Origin of the sequence: Haloferax sp. DFSO60 (genome assembly GCF_046557615.1) — an archaeon.
Classification (GTDB): domain Archaea; phylum Halobacteriota; class Halobacteria; order Halobacteriales; family Haloferacaceae; genus Haloferax.
Window position 1 is genome coordinate 481,267 of record NZ_JBKIII010000002.1, and the last position, 24,837, is coordinate 506,103.

A 24,837-nucleotide genomic window follows, 5' to 3' on the forward strand; every position below is an offset into this window, starting at 1 on the left:
CTTACTGCTTCTCGGTAATCGTCAGCGTGTAGCTTCCGCTTCCGCTGTAGCTATCGACTAACACCGACAGGTCTGCCGACGTGTCGGGGTTGTCGATGACGATTTGCTCCGTGCTGCTGGTCGTCCACGACCGGTAGTCGAAGAAGGACGTGGATGGACACGTGCCCGAACCTTCGTTCGCGTACAGGTCGAAGTCGGCGCTCGATGGACCGGACAGGTCGATGACGACCTGCGACGGCGAGCTGTACTCCCACGCGTAGGTCCAACAGTCGGAGTCCGCAGAGTTCGAGAGCGAGTCGTCCACGCTGGTCGTCGTCTCTTCGCCACTACCGCCACCGCCACCACCACTACCCGGTTGGGTTTCGACGGCGTTTGCGGCATCGACGCGCCCGGAACCTTGCTGGCTGGACGAGAGGCCGACATCGACTGCCGTGGCCTTCAGGTGCGACCGAAGGTCGGACGGTGAGAGGTCGTACACCGCGAGTGCGAGTCCAGCGACGCCGGAGACAACTGGCGTCGCCATCGACGTACCCGAGATGGTCTCGTACTCGGTACTCGTCGTCCAGCACGAGAGTACGTTGGTTCCCGGTGCTGCGAGGTCGATTTCCGACCCGTAGTTAGAGTACGACGCGAGCGACTCGTCGGGGTCGAGCGCGGAGACAGCGACACATTCGCTGTACGCCGCGGGATAGGACACTTGGCCCATTCCGTCGTTGCCTGCGGCGGCGACGACGAGCGACCCCTGTTGAGTCGCATACGAGACGGCATTCTTCATCGTGGAGGTGTAGCCACCGCCACCGAGTGAGAGGTTGATGACGTCTGCGCCTTGGTCTGCGGCCCACTCGACTGCGTCTGCGATGTCGCTGGTCGAACCGGTTCCTTCCTCGGAGAGGGCACGCCCGGAGAGGAGTGTCGAGTTGCTGATTCCTCCGATGCCCTCGTTGTTGTCTGTCGTTCCTGCTGCGATACCTGCAACGTGGGTTCCGTGGTATTCGTCCGCGAGAACGTCTGGATACGGGTCGTCGTCGGCATCGACGAAGTCGTACCCGGTGTCGGTTCCGAACTGTGCTGAGAGGTCAGGGTGGTCGTACTTGATACCCTGATCGACGACTGCAATCGTCACGCTCGAACTGCCGAGGGTCGTATCCCACGCCACGTCTGCGTTCACCTGCTGGGGTGCGTATTGGTTTCCGTACTGTGGGTCGTTTGCCGTATAGAGGGCTTCGTGGGTGAGGTTCCGCTCGGCATACTTCACGTCCGCTTGTTTCGTAATCGCCGCGATGAAGCTCTCGCGGGCGACGTCAGGAGCCGACGACGGGAACTTAACCGCCACGTAGCTCAGCGTCTTGTTCTCGTGAACAATCTCCGCACTACTGGGGACGTGTTGTTCGACTGCCTTTCGGGGACCCGCTGCTGCGTTCGAGACGCCAACGAGGATCTCGTCTTCTTTCGGCCCGGGGGACCGTCCGGGCGTCGCCGCCGTGATGCCAGCCGTACTGGCCAGCCCTGCGGCGGCGGCGAGTTTCATGAACGTTCGTCGTTCGAAGTTTGGAGTGCCTGCCATGGGCATTCACGGCTTCGGATGTGTGGTAGATATTGGTTCGCTTGACTGAAATTCAGATTTCACAATATGTTTGGAATATTTATCGGATATTTATTCAGATTATCAAAAATCGAGTGAGAGAGACTCACACAAGTGCGCTCGCAACACGCAGTCGAAGGCTCGCTCACGGGCAGGTCTGTGGATTCGAACCAGCACAGATTTACCCGGCACGCATTCACACACAGTATGGACCTCTTGCGCCGGCTATTCGGTCCCGGTGCCGCCCCTTCGGACCGCGTCGCGCTCTTCGTGGACGGACCGAACGTCCTCCGCGACGAGTTCGACGTCGACCTCGACGACATCCGTGAGGCGGCACGGGCACTCGGCGGGCAGATGAGCGCAACTCGACTGTATCTCGACGAACATGCGACGCCCGGACTGATTCAGGCGGCCGAAGCACGTGGCTTCGAAGTCGTCATCACCAGCGGCGACGTTGACGTGAAACTCGCTATCGACATGACCAGATACGCCATCGAAGGCCTCGCCGACGCCATCGTCATCGCCTCACGGGACACCGATTTCAAGCCCGCACTGGAAGTCGCCAACGAGTACGGTCTCAAGACGGTCGCACTCGCACCGGGGAGTTACGGCCGCTCCGATGCCCTCCAAAACGCCGCCACGCACGCGATGACGCTCGACGAAGTGACGAGCGACGAGTAGCCGAACGGACGACCAGCGAGTAGCAGAACGGTTCGCTTTTTTCCTCACGGGCGCACCCTGCGCACATGCAGGAGTTCGATACACCGGTTCTCGACAACCACCTCCACCTCGACCCAGACCACGGACGGGGTCTGGAGGCCGTCAAGGACTTCGCGCGAAGCGGGGGCACGCATCTGCTCGTCGTCAACAAACCGTCGTGGTTGCTCGGCCACGAGGTCGAGTCGCGCGAGGACTTCCGACCGACGTTCGAGACGACCATCGGCGTCGTCCGCGAAGCCTCCGAACTCCTCGATGGACGCGCGTGGCCGGTCTTGGGTGTCCACCCCGGACTCGTCTCGAAACTCGTCGATGACCGCGGCTACGACCCCGAAGACGCCCGCGACCTGATGTGCGATGGTCTCTCTGCCGCCGCCGAGTACGTCGAATCTGGTGAGGCGTTGGCACTCAAATCCGGTCGCCCACACTACGACGTGACCGACGCGGTGTGGGATGCCTCGAACGCCGTCCTCAGACATGGGTTGGACCTCGCGGCCGAACACGACTGCGCGCTCCAACTCCACACCGAATCGACGACGGACCTCTCGGACGTCACCGAGTGGGCGGCCGAACGCGGCGTTCCCGAACAGCGCGTCGTCAAGCACTACGCGCAAGGACACCTCACCGGTGGTACCCCGAGTGTGATGAGCGACAAAGACCGACTCCGTGAGGCCGTCGCGCGCGAAAAGCCGTTCCTCATGGAGACCGACTTCATCGACGATCCGGACCGACCCGGCGCGGTGATGGGTCCGAAGACCGTCCCCCGGCGCGTCGATTGGCTTCTCGAAGAGGGCCACAGCGATGCGGTTCGAAATGCACACGTCGAAACGCCCGCCCACGTGTACGATATCGACACCGAAGCGACGCTCGACCGATAGCAGGACATCCGAGCCCCTCGTTTGTTCTTCGCCACACGCCCGCACGCCTGTCAGTGGCATGATTTCAACCAGAGATAAGAAAGGCATTTGAGTCCGGCACGGGACGGTGTAGGTATGACTGAGGCCGAAGAACGGTACTACTCACCAGAACGGTGGCAAAATTGGTTGACTCGCGTCTCCGAAGAGGACCTCGACCTCGAAAGCGAGGACACCGGCCGCCTGCTGATGAACGTCCAGAACGACGCCGCAATTGCGATTGCGAAGATTCTGGCAGCGTACGACGACGGTACGCTCGACGAAGAGGAAGCACTCGACGAACTCTCGACGGTCCACGACATCGTCATGAGCGAACCCGAGTTCGAAGAGGGAGGAGAAGAGGCAGTGATGCTCATCGGGAGCGTCCAGACGAGTCTCTCGTGTGCCTTCTTCGCCGCCGAAGAGTACATCGTCGCTGGCCCGACCGAACTCGAAGACGACATCGAGGCGTACGTCCTCGCCGCGGCGGACGCTGAGGCCGCAGAAGACATGGACGCCGCACTCGGCTACCTCGTACAGGCTGGCACCGTCATCATCGACGGCGAAAAACTCGACATCGAAATCCTCGACGAACTCGAATTCGGCTACGTGACCGAGTGGGTCAACGGACTCGACAGTCTCCAGAGCGGTCTCTCGGAGCCAGAAGTCGTCGAAGAAGACGAGTAAATTCGGTCTCTCCTACATTCGCAGTTTTCGTCTTTCTCTCTGCGGAGTATCGACCACGAACTCTCGTCCGGCGACCGGCGGGACTACTTCGGAACCGCCACGAAGTACGTCGCCGACTCGCCAGTGTCGAATCGCACGGTGAGAATGAAGAAGTCGCTATTGACGTCCATCTTGTTGCCATCTCCCGCGTCGTCGTTATCGTCGAACACCAACTCGACGGGGACTGTGGTATTCGAGTTCATCTCCACGCTGTCAGCGCCTAACTCGTACTGAAGTCCACCGATTCGCTGCGGGTCAGAGCCGTTGAACGTCACCGTTTCCGCGATTGGACTCCCTTGGTCAGGGTAGTAGAACGAGACTCGGAACTGTGTGATGTTCCGCAAGTCTCCCGTGTTGTTGAGTTGAACTTCGACACTCGTCTTCGAGTCGGTCGTGACATCTTCGAGAATGACATCTCCGATTCTATTGTTCGGCGGGTTGATTTCACCGGTCGAACCGTCGCCCGTGCCGGTTCCATCACCGCTCACGAGTGGGACGGAGTAGGTGACCTGTTCTCGAATCGGGTCGATATCGCCGCTGTCGTCGAAGTCGTTCGTCGCTTCGATGCTGATGTTTCCTGTCGCGCCATCGTTGACCGTGAATTCGAAGGTCGCTCGCCCCTCGTCGGTCGTAGTAATCGTCCGACTCGCGGGTGATGCATTACCAGAGACGGTGAACTCGATTGACTCGCCTTCGACAGGGTTGTTGTAGGCGTCACGTGCTTCCACGACGACTTCGGCGGAGTCACCACGGGATGCGACGGCCCCCGTGGTCACCGGAACCAGGTACTCAGCCGGTGGACTCCCAACCGTCGAAGCGGCCGACGACGACGAGAGTTCGACCTTCGCAAGGCGGAGTTCGTACGTGTACGAACCGTTGAGTACGACACGGGCGAGCGTATTCGTCGAGTCTGTTGCGTCGTCGAGGTCAGTTATCGATTCGACGCGGGCGTTCTCCATCATTCGGTCGGCCGTCGTCGAGCGAGTCCATGCGGTCGCATTCGTCCCCACTGGGACCGTGAGGGTGATGTCACCATCACTCGTGTTCGTCACGGTTACCGTCCGCGTGGCCGACGAAATCGGTGCGACAGTCAGTGCTGTCTGGGTACTGGTCTGACCGATTTGGCCGTCGAGTGAAATAACAGTGATTCGATTGCCCGAGATGAGTGTTTGCCCGCCGAGTGGAACGACGCGAGTTTCGGTCTCGCGCTGAACCGTCGAACCGGTAATCGAGACCGGGGTGCCGTCGAATTCGTTGTAGCCCGGCGAGTACCGGAGGACTTTGCTCTCGTAGGTGCGGGCGCTCCCGTTCCAGAGTGCCTCGACCGATTCGGGTTCGCCATCGACTGCCTCGGCTCCTGCGATAGTAATTGGATGTGACTCTGAGAGTGCGAGGCTGCCGGTCGAAGGGCCCGGATTCACGAAGAGGACTCGCGGTGGGTATTGGATACCCGTCTGGACGGAGGTCCCCGACTGAACGCCGCGTGTCGCGCTGGCGAGAATATCGTTATGGAGTGAGACGAGGTCGTCGGAGGCGTCGAGATAGGCCTCGAACTCCACCGACTTCGTCTCTTGCGGAACGACCGTCGCTTGGTAGAGCGAGAGGCCGATAACGAGGAAGCCGAACAGGAGAATCGCACCCACCTGGACTGCCTGTCCCCGCTCGTTGTCGAGGAATTCCATTGCGAAGGTCAACTGGTTGGACTGATAAAGGTCTATTGCCGTGTACGTTTTTATATCAACCTTCCCTGATTTCACCTGTGCAGGTTGGTTCACGCGCCCAAACGGAGACCGTTGGGATGGTCCTCCTGTTGGGTCTCGTCGTCGTCGTCGTGACAGTCGGTGGTGCTGTCGCACTCGGCGCGACGGTCGGCGGCAATCAAGAACACGCCCCGCTCGTCGAACTCGAAGCGACGGTCGATGGAGCAGAATTGACGCTCTCACACCGCGCTGGCGACTCGCTTCGAGCGGGGGACCTTGCCGTCGTCACTCGGAGTGGTGATACGACCACCAGATACGAACTCGGAAGCGACGGTGAAATCAACGGCCAACCAGTTACGAGCGACACATCCTATGGGCCGGGCGACGACTGGCGGCCAACGACCCCACTTGGATTCAACGAGTCGGACGAGTATCTCATCCTCGTCGTTCACGAACCCAGCAGCAGCGTGCTGTACCGGAGCGAGCGGTCTCCCGATGCGGTGACTGAAACGCCGCCGCCAGCCCCGACACCCCGACCGACGACGACGGAATCGCCATCTGAAACGACCAGTACGACGACAGCAACGACGACGGGGACACCCACCTCGACGACGACTGCAACGCCGACGACAACGCCACCCGAACCGGAGTCAACGTCGATTACCGGCGTTCGTCTGAACGACCGAACCACAAGCTCTGGAGGTGCATCGTATCGTCTCGATTACGACGTCTCTCCGAGTACCGACTTCGACCGCGTTCGAGTGACCTTCGAAAACGAAAACCAGACGTGGGCGACCCAAACGGTCACGAACGACGCCGCGCGCGGGTACGTGACCTACGATATCGGGTCCGGTGTCGGCGACCAGTACCGTATCACGGTCGAAGCACTCGATGCCGATGGGAACGTTCTCGACTCGGAGTCGATGACAGATGTCGCGGATGGTTCGGACCCATCGGGGAACGACGACCTCTCCGAAGCGAACGACCCACAACTCGATGGTGTCGCCCTCGTCGATCTGTCGCAGGAAGGTGCGGCGTACGAACTGGGCTACACCGTGACGAACGGCTCGAACCTCTCGGAAGTCCGCGTCGAGTTCGCCAATCGAGATGCTTCATCGACAACCGCGGAGTACAGTAACACGAACGCACGCGGGAGCATCACTGGGTACACCGCTTACGATGGCACTGATGGGCACGACTACGAGGTGACTGTTCGCGTCTTCGACGACGATGGCGTCGTCGTCGACGAGCAGGTGATAACCGACGTGGCGGATGGTCTCGACCCCGCCTCGAACGACGACCTCTCGACTTCGTCGAGCCCCGTATTTGCGGGCACTGCCATCGACGACCTGAGCATCACCGAGGCCGACTACGAGGTGTCGTACAACGTCACTGACCGCGCCGAATTCGACCGCGTTCGAGTGTGGATTTCGAACGAAGACCAGTCGTACGCAGAAGGGACGTATTCGAGTGTCTCTCCCCGAGATACCGTCGCCGACTTCGCCGTAGAAGACAACGGTGGAACGCTCGGTTCGACGTATCGAATCCGCGCGCAACTGATTGACGACGACGGAATCGTCGTAGACGAGCGCATCGTCACCGACACTGCGGACTGGTTCGACCCGTCGGGCAACGACGGACTCTCCCGAGCCCAAAGTCCCGCACTGGATAGCGTCTCCGTCTCAGATAAATCGAATTCGAACCGAAATCGGGTCGAATACTGGGTCAGCTACCAGGTCACGGGAGCGACCGAATTCGCCGAAGTCGAAGTGTACTTCCGCAACCGACAGCAACCCTCCGCGAGCGGCGTCGTCCGGAGTAGCGCCACGAGCGAAAATAGACTCACCTTCTCGAAGAGTTACGGCACGGGGAACACCTACGATATCGAAGTTCGCGTCGTCGATACCGACGGAATCGTCGTCGATAGATACGTCATCAGTGACGTAGCAGGTGACAAGAACAGCTGAGAAGTTCGACAACCGACGTAACTCACCATCGACAAAATCTTATCCCCCCATTCTGTAATTCCGACCATGACTTCCGTCGGCATCGACGCCATCGAGATTTGGACGGGTAACCTCGTTTTAGACCTTCCCAACACCTTCGCACCGGTCAAGGGGGAAGACCCAGAGAAGTACACCAAAGGGCTGGGACTCTACACATCGTCCTTCCCGGACGTGTACGAGGACATCGTGACCATGGGTGCAAACGCCGCAAAGCGCCTGATGGTTCGAAAGGGCCTCACGCCGGACGACATCGGCCGCATCGACGTGGCAACGGAGTCCGCGTTCGACAACTCCAAGCCGGTTTCGACGTACATCGCTGGCTGTCTCGAACAGGTGTTCGAAGGCGACTTCCGCCACGCCAACAAGGGCGAGCGCAAGTTCGCGTGTATCGCCGGGACGCAGAGTCTCGACGACGCGTACAACTGGATTAAGGCCGGACGCAACCGTGGCCGCGCGGCGCTCGTCATCGCAACCGACACCGCACTCTACGAGCGCGGCGATCCCGGTGAGGCGACGCAGGGCGCGGGCGCAGTCGCGATGCTCATCGACGAAGACCCCGACATCGTCGAACTCTCGACCGAACAGGGCTACGGCAGCATGGACGAGACGGACTTCCTCAAGCCCAACCAGCAGTTCCCCTCTGTGGACGGCAAGCGCTCGATGCAGGTCTATCTCGCCCGCATGCGCGAGGCGCTCGAAGATTACGAGAGCATGGCGGGTCGGACCCGAGTAGAGGACTTCGAGTACATCCCGTTCCACACGCCGTTCCCCGGCATGGTCCGAAAGGCCGCACTGCTCGGCTTCCGGCACATGAGCCGTGACACGGAAATCGAGGACAAACTCGCCGAAGAGATTGGACGCCAGCCCCGCGAAGAGCAGTTCGACACGTGGGACGAGTACGAAGAGGCCATCCGCGGCTACATGGACGAACTCAAGACGACCGACGCGTACCGCGAGTGGTACGACCGCGTCATCGACCCGACGCTCGATATCTCCAGTGTCGTCGGCAACTGGTACACCGGGTCGGTCCACATCGCCCGCACTTCGGCACTGAAATCCGCCGCCGAAGCGGGCACGGACATGGTCGGCAAGAAGCTCCTCGTCGGTTCCTATGGCTCGGGCGCACAGGCTGAGATTCACGCCGAAACCGTCCAAGAGAACTGGCTCGACGAGATGGACGCGCTCAACATCGACGAGCAACTCGACGCCCGCTACGAGATTTCCTTCGACGAGTACGAACTCATCCACGACGTCCACAACCACGAGAAGGAAGTCGAAGTCGAGGAACTCACCCAACCCGAAGAAGAGTTCGTCTTCACCGGATGGGGCCGGATGAACGAGCGCCGCTACGAGTACGTCGAATAGACGTCGAGTAGCGGTTGCGTCTGCGTGAGCAGCGCGAACGCAGAGACGAAGCGACTTGTCGCTTCGGAATCACGAGTACGTCGAGTAACGCGAACCGTCCACACGAACGCAGTGAATGTGGAGCCGGAGCAATGTATTGCTCCGAGCTTACGACTACGTCGAGTAGACGCTCACACCGAAAAAGTAGCGACTCAATTTTCAGAACGACTGATTTTCGGGGTCCGTCGCCGACTTCGGTGTCGGCATCGGATTCGCCCCGCGGTCGTCGTAGAACTTCCGTCCGATGAAGTCGTCGCTCAGGTTGCCGAGAATCGTATTGAAGAGGTCTTGCGGTGAGTCACAAACGACACCGCCCAGTGGTTCGAGAATCGTCTCGATAGTCTCGGAATCGTCGGCGTCCGGGGCGTCAACTTCGATAGACCCGATTTGCGTGATGACCTGCTGCGTGGTGACTGGGTAGGAAAACTCGGTCGAAAGGTACGCTTCGAGGCGATGGATATGCATACACTGCCATTCGCTGGGGTTCCCTTTCGGCTTTTTTCGCCCTCTGGCAGACAATCAGGAGACCAGGGTGGTCTGGATTAGGGAAGTTTTCGGAGATTCGCCAGCATCTCGTCGAGGTCGGCGTTGGTCACGGCAAGCGCGAATCCGTCGATAGTTGCCAGCGACGGCGCGTGTTCCCAGAGTTCGTCTTCGGTGAGTCCGTGGAGGACGACCGCATTCGGCGTCGGGGTGACCACACGCATCGCCACGAGTGGGGACTCACCACGAGTCACGTCGGTGAAGACGAGTGCGCGACTGGTCGATTGGCCGTAGAGGCGATAGAACTCCTCGGAAGAGAGTCGGGTAATCGCTTGGATACTGTTGATGACGGTGTGGCCGCTGATGCGGTCTTGGTCGCCATCGACGATTTTGGTCGCGCCGATAGCGTCGTAGAACGTATCGAGCGGAATCGACGTAGGGTACTCGCGGAGGTCTTGGACGATATCGCTCTCGAACCCGGCCGAGAGGACGCGTGCGTACTGACGGATTCGACTACCGCCGCGGGCCTCGTCGATGTCGAGGAGGGCTTCGACCATGCGCCGAATGACGCCGATACCGGGACTCTCGCGTCGGCCGCTCTCGTAGTCGGAGACGACCGAAGACGACACGTCGAGTTGCTCGGCGAGCGCAGTCTGCGAGATATCGAAGTCGGTCCGCCACTTGCGGAGTGTCGCTCCGGGGTCGGACGAGAGTGTGATTTCGCCTGCGATTCGGCGGGCGAGGTCGTCGCGGGGAGTCGCCGTCATAGGGTACACCTCTGTACGACGGACGAAACAGGCATACGAAACGGTGCGAGAGTCCACCGCAAAAGCGTGTCGAAAGGGGCATTCGTCGCCTGACGAACCTGCCGGAAACGCTCAATATCCGGGGCCAAGAGTGTGTAGTATGCCATCGACCCTCGTTCACGTCGCCGTTGGGGGACTCATCGGGGTCGCCCTCCTCGGGCGATGGTTCGACGCGCGAACTCTCGCGGTCGTTCTCGTCGCAACCACCATCCCTGACCTCGATTCCTTTACCACAACGATTCTACCGGGAAGCCATCGTGCGCTCTTCCACACACTGCTCTTGCCACTGCTTCTCGTCGCCTTCGTCGTCTACGACACGCGGATTCGTCGCTACTCGGTGATTAAGGGGCGATGGGGGACGCGAGGCGTCGTGGTCTCGTGGGTCGCAATCGCCGCCCTGCTCGGTGGCGGCATCTTCCCCGACCTGTTCACCAACGGCGTCAACGCCTTCTATCCGGTTCACGACGCCTTTTACGCAGTGAACGGACACGCCGAGTGGTCGAGTACGCGCGGGTTCGTCCAGACGTTCTTCGAAGTCCGAACGGCGTCACCGGCTCCAACGACCTCCGATTTCCACTACAGTACCGTCGTGGACCCGACGCCCGGTGCTGACCCCGAAGACGTGGAGCGAATTGCCCCACTCGCATCCTCAGGCTTGGAGTTGATGCTCGTCATCATCAGTACGGGTGTGGTGACGAGTCGGCTCGCAATCGAACGCCTGTCTGCTCGGACGTCCTACCGAGTTCGGTCACGGGCCGACGCGACGCCCGAATCGAGCCACGACCCAGAGCAGTGAGTCCGAGTGTTCATATCCGATGACGGCACACGAGATGCCATGAGCGAGACGACCGAAGGGGTCGATATTCGAGGCTACGAGGCGACCGACGCAGACGCGTTCTGGGAACTCAAACGCGGGTTCGAACTCGGCATCGGCGACGGAACTGGTGGCGACGACAAACTGGCGAAGTACGAAGCCAAACTCACCGACGACTACCGCGCGCGATATCTCGCGTGGGTCGAACGTTGTGCGGAGTCGGACCCCGGATGCGTGGTCGTCGCCTCCGCGACAGGAGACGCCAACGCGGAATTCACCGACACAGAAGGTGAAGACGTGGACGACCCGAACCTCGTCGGCTACGCGTTCGCGCTCCCCGAAGAGATGACCTTCATCTGGGATGCCGCCGTCCTCAACGAAATCTTTCTGGCGCCCGACTATCGCGGCACGGGGGTCGCCGACGAGTTGATGACGGCCGTTCTCGACCACGCACGCTCGCAGGACCTCCCGTTAGACCGGATGGTCCTCGACGTGGACCGCAAAAACGAGCGAGCGCAGGCGTTCTACGACCGCTATGGATTCGACCACTGGGGCGAACTCGTCGCCCGCGACTTGTGAAAAGAGACCGAGACCGAACGCAGGTTATCTGAGGGCCGCCGTTGCGACGCCCGAGAGCGTGCCGACTAAAGCAGGGTAGACCGCACCGGCGAGGAGAATCGCCGTCACGGGGTCCGGACGAGCAACCGAGTCGCCAATCGTGATGGCGAAGAGCGCGATGCCCGCGAGTGCGACCGGCAGGTAGCCGAGGACGGTCGATGCGCCAGCGATAGCGCCAGCTTTCGTCGAGTGAGCGCCGCTCACGACGACGGCGAGGACGCCCGCGGCGACGAGTGCGACGACGGGAACGACGTACAGCACCGCCGAGAACGCGTCGACGTTCTCGATGAGGTTTACTGCCGAGGTGCCACCGAAGAGAGCGGGGAACTTCGTCACGACGCCGTGGGCGTTCATGAAGACCCAGCCGACGACTTTCCATGTCGAGAAACCTTGCCCGAGGGCTTCGAGTACTTGGCTCGCCGTCGAGTTCTCGATAGTCGAGGAAGTGGCGAGATAGGTTGCGAGGTAGCCGAGGATGGCGGCACCGAAACCGGTGGCTGCGCCAACCGCGGCGGTTCTGAGCGTTCGATTCGAATCAGAGGCCGATGCAGTTGCCACTGACATGGTATCTGCACCGAATGAAGGTCCGGGTTATATGTCTCGTGGCCGTCGTGTGGGGCGATATCACCCGTCTCGTGACACGCGAAGACACAGACAGCTACGTTCAAGAGGTGAGCGGCGAGAGCGTTTTTCATGTTACTTCGTGACGGACGACTGATTTCGGGCGACGACATCTTCGAGGAGACGGATATCCGAATCGACGAGGAGACCGGTCGAATCGGCGCTGTTGGCGACGTGGACCCGTACGACGACGAGCGTGTCGTCTCACTCGCGGGCAAGACAGTAACGCCCGGACTCGTCGATGCACACCTCCATTTCTCTCTTTCCGGTGAGCGAAGCGTCGTCGACGTAGTCGGTATGTCGGATGCGGAACTCACGTTGGTCGAAGCCCGGAACGCCCGAAAGACACTCGAAGCGGGTATCACGGGGGTTCGAGACATGGGCGCGCGCGACCTCGACGTGGCACTCAAGCGTGCTATCGACGCTGGCGACGTCCCCGGCCCGCGAATGATTGCGAACTGTCGGTCGATTACCATCACGGGCGGCCACGGTCACCACATGGGCCGAGAAATCGACGGCCCGGTCGATGCCCGCAAAGCGGTCAGAGAGCAGGTCAAGCAAGGTGCAGACTTCATCAAGTTCATGACGACCGGTGGCGTGACGACGCCCGGTAGCGACCCCGGTGCAGTTGCCTTCACCGACGACGAACTCCACGCTCTCGTTGACGAGGCGCACAAACGGGGCGTCCACACCGCAACCCACGCCCACGGCGCAGAAGGCGTCAAAGCCGCTATCAGAGCCGGTGTCGATACGGTCGAACACGGGACGTTCCTCGACGACGAGGCAATCGACCTCTTTCTCGACACCGACACGACGCTCGTACCCACACTCTCGGCCCCGTATCACATCGTCCGCAACACCGAAGCGGCGACGAAGGAAGACGTGGCGAAGACCGAAGTCGTCTACGAGCAACACCTCGAATCCTTCCGGATGGCCGTCGAAGCAGGCGTCTCCATCGCTGGCGGCACCGACGCGGGAACACCGTTCAACTTCCACGGGGGCAACGCCTCCGAGATTCAGTTCATGGCACAGCACGCGATGGAGCCACAGGAGGCCATCCGTGCGATGACCGAAACGTCGGCACAGGCGATTGGACTGGACGGGTGCGGCGTGGTCGAACCCGGCGCGTACGCCGACATTCTCGTCTTCGACGACGACCCGCTGGCTGACCTGACGGTGCTGAACGACCCAACGACAGTCCTCAAGGGTGGCGAAATCGTCGCAGGAAACCTTCCGAAAAATCAGTAGAACCGAACTGGGTCAGTCCCAATAAAATTCGGCGTCGTACTTGCCGCCGGTCGATTCGAGCCATTCCCCACGTGAGATACTGTAGAAATACTCGTCGCGTGGTTCGCCATCGATAATGATGTTGTTCGGTTTGGTGCCGTCGCGTCGGCCACCGAGCTTGTCCACGTACTTCTCGATTGCACGCTGTGATTTCTCGTTCTCGACGACGTGGCTCACCGTCACGACTTCCAAGTCGAGGACATCGAAGGCGAGCGCCGCGAGTGCTTCTGCTCGTTCGCCCGAATAGCCACGACCCCAGAATCTGGGACGGAGCCACAGACCGAGGCCACCGACGCGGCGGTCCCATTCGGTGCTGAGGCCGCCGAAACCAGCGATTTCGCCTGCACCGTTTTCGCCCTCCCGAAGGGAGAGAGCGTAGTCAACACCCTTGTGTTCGTTCCAATTCTCTTCCTGCATCGAGAGGAAGTCGAAGGTCACCTTCGGCGTCTCGTGACGGCCCCACGGCATGAACCGGGTCACGTCTTCCATTTCGGGACGCGAGCAAATCTCGTACGCATCGAGGACGTGTTGGGTGTGGACCGGCACGAATCGCAGGCGCTCGGTCTCGATTTTCGTCGGGTAGAGGTCGCTCATTTGCGGTCCTCCCAGTGGAATTCTGCCTCGTAGTCGCCACCAGTGGCTTCTTCCCACTGTTCGCGCGTCACCGACCACGCTCGGCTATCTGCCGGCTCGTCGTCCTGGACGACTTCGTTGCGGAAGGTGCCGTCTTCTTGACCGCCGAATCGGGTGATGTATTTGTCGATCGCTCGGCACGACTTTTCGTTTTCCGTGAGCGCGTGGACGTAGGCGACTTCCAAATCGAGTATATCGAAGACGCATGCGAAGAACGCCGCCGCTCGCTCGCCAGAGTAGCCGCGACCCCAGTACTTCTTTCTGAGCCACATGCCGAAGACGGCGCGCCGCTTGTCCCACTCGGGTTTAAACGCACAGTTGCCCGCGAGTTCGCCTGCGCCGTCTTCACCCTCGCGCAAGAAGATGGCGTAGGCCGCACCAGTCGCCTCGTTCCAGTCTTTCTCGGTGTATTCCAAGTAATTGAGCGTCTCTTTCGGCGTGTTGTGGGGGTCCCACGTGACGTACTCTGTCTCTTCTTCGATGGTCTCCGACCGTGATGCGCCAAAGTACTGATAGGCGTCCAACGGGTCAACAACCTCCCGCGTGTACGGCCGAAGCCGTAGCCGCGGGGTCACAATTTCGTCGGGAAACATGGTATTGAGCGAACTCGGCCCCCTATATAATTTTTCTGTCTATTGACGATTGATAACAAGGGGCTTAGCATCTCTCTGTGGGCGTCACTTCGGTGGTCGGTCTTCCCAAGAGAACTCGGCGGTGTACTCGCCGTCGGTGGCGTCGAACCACTGTTCGTTCGTCACTGACCACGAACGACTATCGACGGGTTCGCCATCGTGGACGAAGTCGTTGCGGAAGGTGCCGTCTTCTTGGCCACCGAACCGGGTGACGTACTTCTCGATAGCGCGGCACGAGTTGTCGTTGTCTATCAAAGAGTGGACATTGACGACCTCAAAATCGAGAACGTCGAACGAGAGTGCGAAGAGTGCCGCCGCCCGTTCCCCCGAATAGCCCCGCCCCCAGTACTGCTTTCTGAGCCACATCCCGAAGGAGATGCGACGCTTGTCCCATTCAGGGAACAGCGCGGCGTTACCTGCGAGTTCGCCTGCACCGTCTTCGCCCTCGCGTGGGAAGATAGCGTACGAAGTCCCCGTCGCTTCCGTTCGGCGATTTGCCGACGACTCGAAGAACTCCAGTGTCTCCGTCGGTGTCTCGTGAGGAATCCAGTTGAGGTACTCTGCTTCTTCTTCGATAGTCTCAGACCGGGACGAACCGGTGTACTCGTACATCTCCAACGGCTCGACAGTCTCCGGCGAAACTGGCCGAAGGCGAAGTCGCGGGGTCAGGATTTCGTCGGGGAACATGGCGTGTGCGACTCGGGGTGAGAGTATACGTTTTCTGTCGGCGTACTTCGGAGGGTGCCAGTCGTCACCCATCGAACACCCTTGCTCCGCAACCACTAAACGCGCCTCGCTCTTTTCTCGATTCAATGGTAGACTGGACGGAGAAATACCGCCCATCCACACTTTCCGAGGTGCGCGGGAACAACAAGGCCCGGGACGCCTTCGGCAAGTGGGCGAAGACGTGGGACGACCACCGAGAGGCGGCCATCGTCCACGGGAGTCCGGGCATCGGCAAGACCTCTGCCGCCCACGCACTCGCACAGGACATGGGCTGGGAGACAGTCGAGTTGAACGCCTCGGACCAGCGAACCGCCGACGTTATCGAGCGATTCGCCGGACGCGCCGCGAAGAACGCCACGCTCTCGGGGTCTTCGACGGGCACCTCCACCCGGCAACTGGTCATCCTCGACGAGGCTGACAACATCCACGGCAACTACGACCGGGGTGGTACGAGTGCGATTACGCGTCTCGTCAAGTCTTCGAGCCAACCCATCGTCCTCATCGCCAACGAGTTCTACGACATGAGCCGCGGCCTGCGCAATGCCTGCCGCGAAATCGAGTTCCGAGACGTCTCGTCGCGCTCTATCGTTCCCGTCCTCCGCGACATCTGCCGGAAGGAGGGAATCAAATTCGAGTCGGACGCACTCGAACGCATCGCCGACCAGAACAGCGGCGACCTGCGCTCTGCGGTCAACGACCTCCAGGCAATCGCCGAGGGCCGTGACGAAATCACCGAAGAGATGGTCATCATGGGTGACCGCGACCGAACCGTGGGCCTGTTCGAGTTCCTCGACGCCGTGTTGAAAGAGGAGTCAGCCCAAGAGTCGCTTTATACGGCCTACGACGTGGACGAGACGCCCGACAACCTCACCAAGTGGGTCGAGGACAAGGTGTCACTCGTCTATGAACCCGACGAACTCGCCCGCGCCTACGAGTTCCTCGCTAACGCCGACCGCTGGCTTGGCCGCGTTCGTGCCTCGCAGAATTACTCTTACTGGCGCTATGCGACCGACAACCTCTCTGCCGGTGTCGCCGCCTCCCGTGACCGAACTCGCGGCGGGTGGACGCGCTACGGCGGCGCACCCTACCGTTCGACACGGAACAAGACGCGCGATACGGTCCTCCAGAAGATTGCGACCAAAGGCGGATTCAGCACGGCGAGTGCCCGTCGTGAAGTGCTTCCGTTCCTCTCGGCGCTCACGCACCACTGCAAGCCCCGCGAACTGACGGTTGCGATGGCCGCCTACTACGACTTCGACGAGTCACACGTCTCGTATATCACTGGGAGTGGCGAGACGACGAACAAAGTCCAGTCCGTCGTCGAAGACGCCCAAGAACTGCGCGAAGAGCAGATGGAAGAACACGCCGAGGGTGCGTTCGCAGGCATGGAAGCAATGTCTGACGATGCCGAGACGATTGAAATCGAAGAGTCGGAAGACGACGAACCCGACGTGTTCGACCGCGACGAGGCCGACGACGCGGAAGAATCTGCATCCTCGGACGACGGGCAGGCCGGTCTGTCTGACTTCTTCTGAGTCGCCGATTTGCGCGTTACTCGCCTACTTGCCCATCTTCTCGCTGAGTCAACGTCCGAAATAGCCGAAGGAGTAACAGATAGCCGAGTGCCAACGCGGCGACGAACCTCCCTGCGACGACCCAGAACGTAACGACGCCGAGCGACTTCATCACGGCGACGAACGCAATCGTTAGCCGACGGCCGAGATAGCCCGCCAGCGTCGTTCTGTTTGACTGCGTGTCACCGTCGACATCTTGGATATTTCGCGATTCGACTCCGGCGAACGTGATGAAGAACCACCCCAGAAAGACGCCGACGAGTTCCCACGACACGCGTTGGGTCGTCGAAACGACGAGTGCGAAGACGACTACGAACGCCCACGTCGCGCCAACTGCCAGCGAGTCGAACGTTGGATGCCGTTTGAGGTGTCCGTAGATGACGAGGACGCCGAGTGGGAGTTGCCCCAAGAGAAAATACAGGACGCCGAGGTCCGGGCGCTCGAGAACGAGCAACCCTAGCAGAACCGTGTAGCCTGCCAAGGCGACAGATTCGGTTACGAAGAGGGCGCTCTGATAGCGGCGAACCAACGCAGTTCGGTACGGTTGGTTCACTTCGTCTTCTGGAGAGACGCTCCGTCGGTCTTCGACGTAGATGAAGTAGAACAACAACGGCGGGAGGACCAACCCCACTCCGACCGACGCGAGTGGAATCGACAACGCCAGTGCAGAGATAGCAACCATCACCGAAGACCCGAGACACAGCCAGATGTTTAACTTTAAAAACAAGAAACGAAATTCGGCTACTCCCATACGAAATGGTTAATATATGGTCTGATAAGGCTATTGTCAGTCATTTCATCGGAGTTTCGATGGTAGATTCTTCGAGATTGCCCTGAAATCGAGCCTCAGTTCTCAGGTGTCGATAGACGCTCTTCACTGTTCGTTCTCTCTTTCGGGCTTGGGGAGACGAATACAGACTCGGGACCCCGAGTCGGTTACGTTGGCGAGCAGTTCGCCGTTCGAGCGGATGACAATCCAGTGGACCAACCACAACCCGATTCCGGACCCATGTTTGAGGTTCGTCTCTTCTCCGGCTTTCAGCACGTTGATTTCGCCGGGTGGGAGTCCGGGGCCATCGTCCTTGACGACGAGGGTGACACTGGTATCTGTCTCTTCAGTGAAGACGGCGATGTTCGGTGCCGCGGGACCGGTGTGGTGAGTCAGTGCGTTGTCGATGAGTTCCTGTACTGCAAGGTCGAAACGCGGGTGGACATCGACGGGGATGTCAGCAACGTCGAACATGATGCGGCCCATCCGGTCAGTTGGGTAGTTGTCTGCTGCTTTCTCCACGAAGTCTTTGAGCGACCGCTGGATAGTCCCGTCGTACGAAAATACCGACTCGATTTTCCCTGCCTTTTCGGCTTGATTGACGATTTTCATCGACCGCTCGTGGATTCGTGTTGCCCACGCAGCGATATCGCTATCGCCAGTGTCTCTGATGATTTGTGCGTGTCCAGCGATGACGTTGAGGTCGTTTCGGATGTTGTGCCGAAACACGCGAGAGAGAATCTGTTTGAGGAGGTCTAACTCGCTTTCTCGCTTTTTCAGCGCGGTGATTTCGCTCAGCACCAGTATCTCACCTTCGAGGCCTCTGCCGTAGGCCATCGTCGAGGTCTGCATCGAGAAGTAGCGCATCTCGTCGTTGTGTTCGATTTCGAGCGTTCTCGTTGACCCGCCCTCGGTCGTGGTCACGTAGCCGCACAAGACATCTGCTATCTGCAACCCGATGATTTTCCGCCCGAACAGTCCGGTTGCAGCGTGGTTGAGGTCGACGACCGTCCCTTCGGTGTCGATGACGAAAATCGCATCAGAGACCTCCTGAAACGTCTGCTCGCGCGCGACTGGGACGAACTTCATCAACCCGTGTTTGGTGATAGAGAAGGCGAACAACACTCCTGAAAGCGAATAGACGACAGACGTCGGGTCGAAGTACACCGGAACCAATCCTGCGACTTTGACCATCGTCGAGAGGATGAGCATCGAGAAGATAACCAAGAGATAGAGCGTCTGTCGTCGATGGACGCCATTGGTTCGAAGCATCTCGCCGACGAACATCCCCGCGGCCAAGAAGACCAGAAGGTAGCCGTATATCTTCGTGACGAATATTTTGACTGGGCCACCGAAGTTCGGGAAATAGAGGAATCCGTCTGCGCCAACGTGGTATTCTGGGGTGAACACCAGGTTGTCGGGATTGAACCACGACAGGACGAACAACACGACGATTGGGAAAAACACGACGGCGGCGACCCGACGAGAGACGTTGTGTTTGAACACGAACTCGTAGGCGAGCAAGAACATCGTGGCTGCCGCCGTCGGTATCATTACCCAGAAGAAGTTCGCAAGCGCGAGCGTGATTCCGGGGTCTTTGACGAGTGTGAACGTCGCAAACAAAAACGCCCACGCACCACCAGTCGCCATCGACATGATGAACCAGAGGACACCGGGTTTGCGGCGGTCGTCCCAGACGAAGTAACAAATCGCAATCGATGGCGCCACTCCAAGATACATCAGAAGAATTGCAATTTCTGGAGTGAGCCACTGTTCCATGCGCACCTCTGGATATTCAGAGGATGCTTATGAATTGTTCCCTCATATGACTTTCTTGACCCTCATGAAACATTAGACTTCTATCACGTATGTCGCCAAGACGCCCGAAATGTCAAACGAGGGTGTCTGCATTCCCACAGTATGGATGAGCGAACGATAGTTTCGAAGAATGTCTGTGTGCTGGCAATTGCTGAATTAATTCGGTGCATCCACCAGCGACTCATTCGCAACAGAATATTGTTTGAAATTAGATACTTACTGTGGATTTGAGTTCAGCCGTACGTCTCACGTGATTGTTCGGTCGGAGTGCTGTCGCTCGTAGCTTTAAAAAAAGAACGTCGTCGGGCGTGTGCCCAACTCGTTACTCAGAGTAATTTCGAGAGGAAGCGCTTGCCGCGGTCGGTCTTCGGGTTGGTGAAGAACTCTTCGGGCGGCGAGTCTTCGATGACCTTACCATCAGCCATGAGGACGACGCGGTCACCGACTTCACGGGCGAAGCCCATCTCGTGGGTGACGACGAGCATGGTCATTCCTTCCTCGGCGAGCCCTTGCATCACGTCGAGAACCTCGCCCACGAGTTCGGGGTCGAGTGCGCTCGTCACTTCGTCGAAGAGCATGACACGCGGGTTCATCGCCAGTGCGCGGGCGATAGCGACGCGCTGTTGTTGTCCACCCGAGAGTTGGTTCGGGTAGGAACTCTCCTGTGCCGAGAGACCGACTCGGTCGAGGAGTGCGCGTGCGCGCTTATTCGCGGACTCTTCGCTCTCACCTTTTACTTTCATGGGCCCGAGCGTTACGTTCTCCAGGGCCGTCTTGTGTGGGAAGAGGTTGAAGCTCTGGAACACCATGCCGATGCGCTGGCGCAGTCGGTTGATGTCGGCTTTGGGGTCGGAGATAGATTGGCCTTCGAGGCGAATCTCTCCGTCTTGAATCTCCTCCAAGCGATTGGCACAGCGAAGGAGCGTCGATTTGCCGGATCCCGATGGACCGACGATGACGCACACTTCGCCCTCTTCGACGTTGAGGTCGACGTCTTTCAGGACGTGCGTCTCGCCGTAGAACTTGTCTACCTCGTCGAACTCTACGAGACTCATTGGCGGTCACCTCCCCATTCGGCGCGGGCTTCCAGATATCTGACGACCCGTCCGAGCGGCAGCGTGATGCCGAGGTAGGCGATAGCGACCAGCAGAATCGGCGTCCACGGGTCGAACGTCGCGGAGTTGATTTGCCGGAATGCACTGATGAGTTCGGGCACGGCGATAACCGTCAAGAGCGAGGTGTCCTTCACGAGAATGACTTGGTCGTTCCCGATTGCGGCGAGCGCGTTGCGCCACGCCTGCGGCAGGACGACTTCGCGCATCGATTGCACGTAGGACATTCCGAGCGAACGCGCGGCTTCCATTTGCCCATCGGGGACGGCGTTGATACCGCCACGAATTGCCTCGCCGACGTAGGCGGCGTGGTTCAGCGTCAGGCCGATGATCGCGGCCGGAATTGCCCAGTTAGAGATGGGGAACTGACCCGGTGGCCAGAACGCAGGAATACCGAAGTAGATGACGATGAGTTGGAACAGCAACGGTGTCCCACGGAAGAACTCAACGTATCCACTTGCGACCGTATTCGTGAGTCGAGTTTTCGAGACACGTCCGAGACCGACGAAGATACCGGCGATAATAGAGAGGACACTCCCCGCGAGGAAGATGCCGAGTACCCGAAGGTACGCGAAGACGAACTGCGGGTAGATGATTTCGACGAAGAGTTCGAAATCCACCTGCGTGAAGACAATCGCGGCGATGAAAGTACCCACAGCAAGTGTGAACAGTCCCGCGACTGTCGCGCCGACGAGTTTGAGCGTCTTGTCGTTGAGAAAGCTCTCTCGGTAGTCGTCAGTGGACTGCGCCTCCGAGTATGATTCAGCCATTGGTAGTAATTATCACGGTGTTGGTATAAAAACGCGCGGCGGGACGAGTTATCCGGAGAAGTACTCGGAGTAAATCTCGTCGTACGTGCCGTCGTCGCGGATTGCTTGCAGTGCGCCGTTGACTTCCTCGCGGAGGTCGTCGTCGTCTTGGCGGAAGCCGATACCGTACTCTTCGACGGTGAGCGTGAGGTACGGCGGGGCGTTCTTGCCCTGCTCGGCCGCTGCGCCCTCGCCTTCGAGGAATTTCACGTTCTCGTTCTGCTCGACGAACTCGGCGTTGACCGTGTTGTCGTTGATGACTGCGACGACCTGATTGTTGATGAGCGCGTCGAACGCCCCAGTAATCTGGTCGTAGCGCTGGATGCTCAGGTCGCCACCGAACTCTTCTGCGAGTTCGTCAGCGGCCGCTGCACCCGTCGTACCCTTCTGGACACCGACCGTCTTGCCCTGCAGGTCCTCTTTCGCGGCGATCTCGCTGTCGTTCAGGACGACGATGGTCTGGTACGCCGTGAAGTACGGGTCCGAGAAGTCAATCTGCTCTGCGCGCTCTTCGGTGATGGTCATCGCCGACATGATGACACGGAAGTTCCCGTTGTTGAGCGAGGGAATGATACCGTCGAAGCTCGTCTGCTGGAACTCGTGTTCGTAGCCGAGTTGGTCCGAGAAGATGGCTTGTGCGATGTCCACGTCGAAGCCGACGAGTTCGCCTTCGGTCGTCTCGTACTCGAACGGGCGGTACGGGATGTCCGAACCGATGGTAATCGTTTCGCTGTCGCCGCCGCCACCGAGACAGCCAGCGAGCGTGAAGGCTGCTCCGGCACCTGCGGCACCTTTGAGGTAGGTACGTCGTTTCATAACAAGCGATTCTTAATTCACGGGCGTATAACACTCCTTCGGTACGCGCGTGGGATTATCGAGCATTCTCCGTGAAATTTGCCACAGAATTTGTGGAATGAACGCCGCACGGAGACTATCGCGGACAATTAGTGAATATTGAAATATTCCTCTAAGAAAAACCGAAGTTGTTGAATTCGTGTTTGTCAAAACTCCCTGGAGTCAGAGAATCTGGCAAATCCTCTCTCAATCGGCGTCGTTAACAGGGACGCGCTGGGTGGATTGCGTGTTCCGAACGAGGACTGCTGCGGTGACGACGAGTACAGCGGCGACGACAGTCCCACCGAGGTGGACGAGTTCGAGGGCTGGACCGTACACCTGTCGGCCCATGATGAGTAGTGCGACGACGATGACGCTCGCAGGGGCAGTCAAGAGTGTGAGACGAGAACTGTGTTTCTCACGCGCACGCGTCGTGCGACCCCACAACGTCGCTGCGATGAGCGCGGCGTAGGTCGTGAGACCGACAGTGTAGTAGATTGCCTGCGTGGTTGGGCCGAAGGAGACGAAACTGTGCGGGGCAAGGAGGACCAACACGGGCATCCCGAGTGCAGCGACCGTCACCGTCTCTCTGAGGTGTGAGACGCCCCGGTCGATGACGCCCCACGACGCGGCGGCGGCGACGGCCGTGAAGATGGACGTGGCGACGACGTAGTGTGCAGTGAGGATAATCCACTCGTACTCGGTGACGGTGAGCGCGCCGAGGACGATTTGGAACGGGAGGATGACCGTCGCGACGACGAGTGCGTAGCGAATGCGTGCGGCGACGCCTTCGCGCCACGCGAGAACCGTCGTTCCGAGGATGACGAAGCCAGTAATCATGGCGACGAGGCGGTGGAACCACTCGATGAAGCTCCCCCAGTTGGCGGGGAACAGTCCCAAGAATCCATCACAGAACGGCCAACGACCGGCACACGTCAGGCCAGCACCCGAGGCAGCCGTGTAGACGCCTAATACCATCAAGACGCCAGTCATCGCGGCGGCCCCGACGAGGAGGCGGCGAAGCCGTGGTGTCATACGCGATGCTCAGGCCTGCGCAAACTTATATCTCGCAGGTACGAGCGTCGAAGGTGTCACCGGAGTAACGTGGGAGCGCCCCCCAAGCCGTCCGATTCAAGTCGATTCAGTCTGAGGCCGAGGTATGGACGACCGACTCGCATCTCGGGCAGACCGACTCGACGCGTTCCTCGACGAACGCGGCCTCGAAGCAGTCTGGTTTGCTCGCCCGAATTCGTTTGCGTGGCTCGTCGGCGGCGACAACGTCGTTTCCCGCGACTCGCCACTCGGTATCGCGGCCGCTGGGTACGACGGCGACGAATTTCACGTCGTGACCGACAACATCGAAGCAAAGCGACTGCTCCACGAAGAAGTCCCCCACGAAGACGTGCGAATGCACCAATTCCAGTGGTACGAAGGCTCACTTGCGAGTGGCGTCGAAGCCGTCTCGCCCACCCCTGCGGCGGCCGATTTCGACGTTCCGGGCTTCGAATCTGTGGACGCGTCCGAGGTCAGGCAACCACTGACCGACGACGACATCGACGCCTACCGCGACCTGTGTAGCGACGTCGCCAGCGCCGTCGAACGCGTTGCGCGCCAGGTCCAACCGACTGACACCGAACACGAGGTCGCTTCGGGCCTTCGCGTCACCCTTCACGCGATGGGAATCGAAGTCCCCGTCGCACTCGTCGGCGGCGCACGCCGCGCACAGAAGTATCGTCACTACACGCCCACGCAGGAGGAACTCGGCGACTACGCGCTCATCTCGGTGACTGCACAGCGCAACGGTCTCTACGCCAGTTGTACGCGAACGGTCGCTTTCGACGCCCCGGAGTGGCTCGAAGAACGACACGAGAAGGCGATGCGCGTCGAAGTCAACGCACTCGCTGGAACCCAGCGTGTCGCCCGCCACGGTGGAACGAGCGTCGACGTCTTCGACGACATCCGCGACGCCTACGACGCAGTCGGCGAATCGGACGAGTGGCTGAATCACCACCAAGGTGGGGCCGCTGGATTCGCAGGCCGAGAGTGGTTCGCCACGCCCGAGGTCGAACACGAGGTTCACTCGCCGATGGGCTACGCCTACAACCCGACGATTCAGGGTGCAAAAAGCGAAGACACCGCGCTCGTGACGACCGCCGATATCGAAATCATGACCTCGACGGGGACGTGGCCGACCGAGACAGTAAGCGACGAGTCCGGAGAGGTCGAACTGGAACGCCACGGAATTCTTCACCTCGAAGTGGAGTAATTTTCAG

General features: G+C 59.8%; 24 protein-coding genes. 10 read left to right on the top strand and 14 right to left on the bottom strand.

Annotated elements, in window-relative coordinates; translation table 11 throughout:
* Window position 1: 1 nt before the first annotated feature.
* Window positions 2-1,564 carry a S8 family peptidase gene (locus ACK509_RS11900; RefSeq protein ID WP_410766755.1) on the bottom strand — a complete coding sequence of 521 codons (1,563 nt, stop codon included), beginning with the start codon at window positions 1,562-1,564 and terminating at the stop codon, window positions 2-4.
* Window positions 1,565-1,789: 225 nt separating this feature from the next.
* On the opposite strand from ACK509_RS11900, the gene ACK509_RS11905 reads away from it, so the two are divergent.
* The 3 genes from ACK509_RS11905 to ACK509_RS11915 all read left to right on the top strand — a co-directional run bounded on the left by ACK509_RS11905 (window position 1,790) and on the right by ACK509_RS11915 (window position 3,879).
* On the top strand, window positions 1,790-2,263 hold the full coding sequence (locus ACK509_RS11905; RefSeq protein ID WP_410766756.1) for an NYN domain-containing protein: 474 nt from the start codon (window positions 1,790-1,792) through the stop codon (window positions 2,261-2,263).
* A gap of 65 nt (window positions 2,264-2,328) precedes the next feature.
* On the top strand, window positions 2,329-3,177 hold the full coding sequence (locus tag ACK509_RS11910) for a TatD family hydrolase (protein WP_410766757.1): 849 nt from the start codon (window positions 2,329-2,331) through the stop codon (window positions 3,175-3,177).
* Between the two features lie 114 nt (window positions 3,178-3,291).
* Window positions 3,292-3,879 carry a DUF2150 family protein gene (locus ACK509_RS11915; protein WP_410766758.1) on the top strand — a complete coding sequence of 196 codons (588 nt, stop codon included), beginning with the start codon at window positions 3,292-3,294 and terminating at the stop codon, window positions 3,877-3,879.
* Window positions 3,880-3,962: 83 nt separating this feature from the next.
* Here the strand turns inward: ACK509_RS11915 and ACK509_RS11920 are convergent, their stop codons facing one another.
* Window positions 3,963-5,600 (bottom strand): Ig-like domain-containing protein, encoded by a 1,638-nt coding sequence (locus ACK509_RS11920; protein WP_410766759.1) that lies wholly within the window; start codon window positions 5,598-5,600, stop codon window positions 3,963-3,965.
* A 77-nt stretch (window positions 5,601-5,677) separates the two neighbouring features.
* Between ACK509_RS11920 and ACK509_RS11925 the strand changes: the two genes are divergently transcribed.
* Entirely contained in the window at window positions 5,678-7,585 is a 1,908-nt protein-coding gene (locus ACK509_RS11925; RefSeq protein ID WP_410766760.1) for a type IV pilin, read from the top strand.
* A gap of 66 nt (window positions 7,586-7,651) precedes the next feature.
* Window positions 7,652-8,989 carry a hydroxymethylglutaryl-CoA synthase gene (gene hmgB / locus ACK509_RS11930; RefSeq protein ID WP_410766761.1) on the top strand — a complete coding sequence of 446 codons (1,338 nt, stop codon included), beginning with the start codon at window positions 7,652-7,654 and terminating at the stop codon, window positions 8,987-8,989.
* Between the two features lie 198 nt (window positions 8,990-9,187).
* On the opposite strand, the gene ACK509_RS11935 is transcribed toward hmgB, so the two are convergent.
* Both ACK509_RS11935 and ACK509_RS11940 read right to left on the bottom strand, forming a co-directional pair.
* Window positions 9,188-9,493, bottom strand: a complete 306-nt coding sequence (locus tag ACK509_RS11935; protein WP_410766762.1) for a hypothetical protein — start codon at window positions 9,491-9,493, stop codon at window positions 9,188-9,190.
* Between the two features lie 77 nt (window positions 9,494-9,570).
* Entirely contained in the window at window positions 9,571-10,278 is a 708-nt protein-coding gene (locus tag ACK509_RS11940) for a helix-turn-helix domain-containing protein (protein ID WP_410766763.1), read from the bottom strand.
* A gap of 139 nt (window positions 10,279-10,417) precedes the next feature.
* On the opposite strand from ACK509_RS11940, the gene ACK509_RS11945 reads away from it, so the two are divergent.
* Complete coding sequence (locus ACK509_RS11945; protein ID WP_410766764.1) at window positions 10,418-11,113, top strand: metal-dependent hydrolase; 696 nt, start codon at window positions 10,418-10,420, stop codon at window positions 11,111-11,113.
* A 39-nt stretch (window positions 11,114-11,152) separates the two neighbouring features.
* The gene (locus tag ACK509_RS11950) at window positions 11,153-11,710 is read left to right on the top strand and encodes a GNAT family N-acetyltransferase (RefSeq protein ID WP_410766765.1); all 558 of its coding nucleotides are present in this window, start codon (window positions 11,153-11,155) and stop codon (window positions 11,708-11,710) included.
* A 24-nt stretch (window positions 11,711-11,734) separates the two neighbouring features.
* Here ACK509_RS11950 and ACK509_RS11955 read toward each other — a convergent pair whose 3' ends face one another.
* Window positions 11,735-12,313, bottom strand: a complete 579-nt coding sequence (locus ACK509_RS11955) for a transporter (RefSeq protein ID WP_410766766.1) — start codon at window positions 12,311-12,313, stop codon at window positions 11,735-11,737.
* 129 nt (window positions 12,314-12,442) lie between these two features.
* Here ACK509_RS11955 and ACK509_RS11960 point away from each other — a divergent pair, with 129 nt between their 5' ends.
* A complete protein-coding gene (locus ACK509_RS11960) occupies window positions 12,443-13,618 on the top strand; it encodes an amidohydrolase family protein (RefSeq protein WP_410766767.1) in 1,176 nt (391 codons plus the stop codon).
* 12 nt (window positions 13,619-13,630) lie between these two features.
* On the opposite strand, the gene ACK509_RS11965 is transcribed toward ACK509_RS11960, so the two are convergent.
* The 3 genes from ACK509_RS11965 to ACK509_RS11975 form a co-directional block, all read right to left on the bottom strand.
* Window positions 13,631-14,251 carry a GNAT family N-acetyltransferase gene (locus ACK509_RS11965; RefSeq protein ID WP_410766768.1) on the bottom strand — a complete coding sequence of 207 codons (621 nt, stop codon included), beginning with the start codon at window positions 14,249-14,251 and terminating at the stop codon, window positions 13,631-13,633.
* Window positions 14,248-14,883, bottom strand: coding sequence for a GNAT family N-acetyltransferase (locus tag ACK509_RS11970; RefSeq protein ID WP_410766769.1), 636 nt, complete (start codon window positions 14,881-14,883; stop codon window positions 14,248-14,250). Before ACK509_RS11970 ends, ACK509_RS11965 begins: the two co-directional genes overlap by 4 nt.
* Before the next feature lie 84 nt (window positions 14,884-14,967).
* A complete protein-coding gene (locus ACK509_RS11975) occupies window positions 14,968-15,609 on the bottom strand; it encodes a GNAT family N-acetyltransferase (protein ID WP_410766770.1) in 642 nt (213 codons plus the stop codon).
* 125 nt (window positions 15,610-15,734) lie between these two features.
* On the opposite strand from ACK509_RS11975, the gene ACK509_RS11980 reads away from it, so the two are divergent.
* Window positions 15,735-17,183, top strand: coding sequence for a replication factor C large subunit (locus tag ACK509_RS11980; RefSeq protein ID WP_410766771.1), 1,449 nt, complete (start codon window positions 15,735-15,737; stop codon window positions 17,181-17,183).
* A 16-nt stretch (window positions 17,184-17,199) separates the two neighbouring features.
* On the opposite strand, the gene ACK509_RS11985 is transcribed toward ACK509_RS11980, so the two are convergent.
* The 6 genes from ACK509_RS11985 to ACK509_RS12010 form a co-directional block, all read right to left on the bottom strand.
* A complete protein-coding gene (locus tag ACK509_RS11985; protein ID WP_410766772.1) occupies window positions 17,200-17,904 on the bottom strand; it encodes a UbiA family prenyltransferase in 705 nt (234 codons plus the stop codon).
* Between the two features lie 192 nt (window positions 17,905-18,096).
* Entirely contained in the window at window positions 18,097-19,770 is a 1,674-nt protein-coding gene (locus ACK509_RS11990; protein WP_410766773.1) for a histidine kinase N-terminal 7TM domain-containing protein, read from the bottom strand.
* Window positions 19,771-20,135: 365 nt separating this feature from the next.
* Window positions 20,136-20,864 (bottom strand): amino acid ABC transporter ATP-binding protein, encoded by a 729-nt coding sequence (locus tag ACK509_RS11995; protein WP_410766774.1) that lies wholly within the window; start codon window positions 20,862-20,864, stop codon window positions 20,136-20,138.
* Entirely contained in the window at window positions 20,861-21,691 is an 831-nt protein-coding gene (locus tag ACK509_RS12000) for an amino acid ABC transporter permease (protein WP_410766775.1), read from the bottom strand. Before ACK509_RS12000 ends, ACK509_RS11995 begins: the two co-directional genes overlap by 4 nt.
* Window positions 21,692-21,739: 48 nt before the next feature.
* Window positions 21,740-22,546, bottom strand: a complete 807-nt coding sequence (locus tag ACK509_RS12005; protein ID WP_410766776.1) for a basic amino acid ABC transporter substrate-binding protein — start codon at window positions 22,544-22,546, stop codon at window positions 21,740-21,742.
* Window positions 22,547-22,771: 225 nt separating this feature from the next.
* Window positions 22,772-23,599: a COX15/CtaA family protein gene (locus ACK509_RS12010; protein WP_410766777.1), complete on the bottom strand. Its 828-nt coding sequence runs from the start codon at window positions 23,597-23,599 to the stop codon at window positions 22,772-22,774.
* Between the two features lie 124 nt (window positions 23,600-23,723).
* On the opposite strand from ACK509_RS12010, the gene ACK509_RS12015 reads away from it, so the two are divergent.
* Window positions 23,724-24,830, top strand: a complete 1,107-nt coding sequence (locus ACK509_RS12015; protein WP_410766778.1) for a M24 family metallopeptidase — start codon at window positions 23,724-23,726, stop codon at window positions 24,828-24,830.
* The last annotated feature ends 7 nt before the right edge of the window (window positions 24,831-24,837 follow it).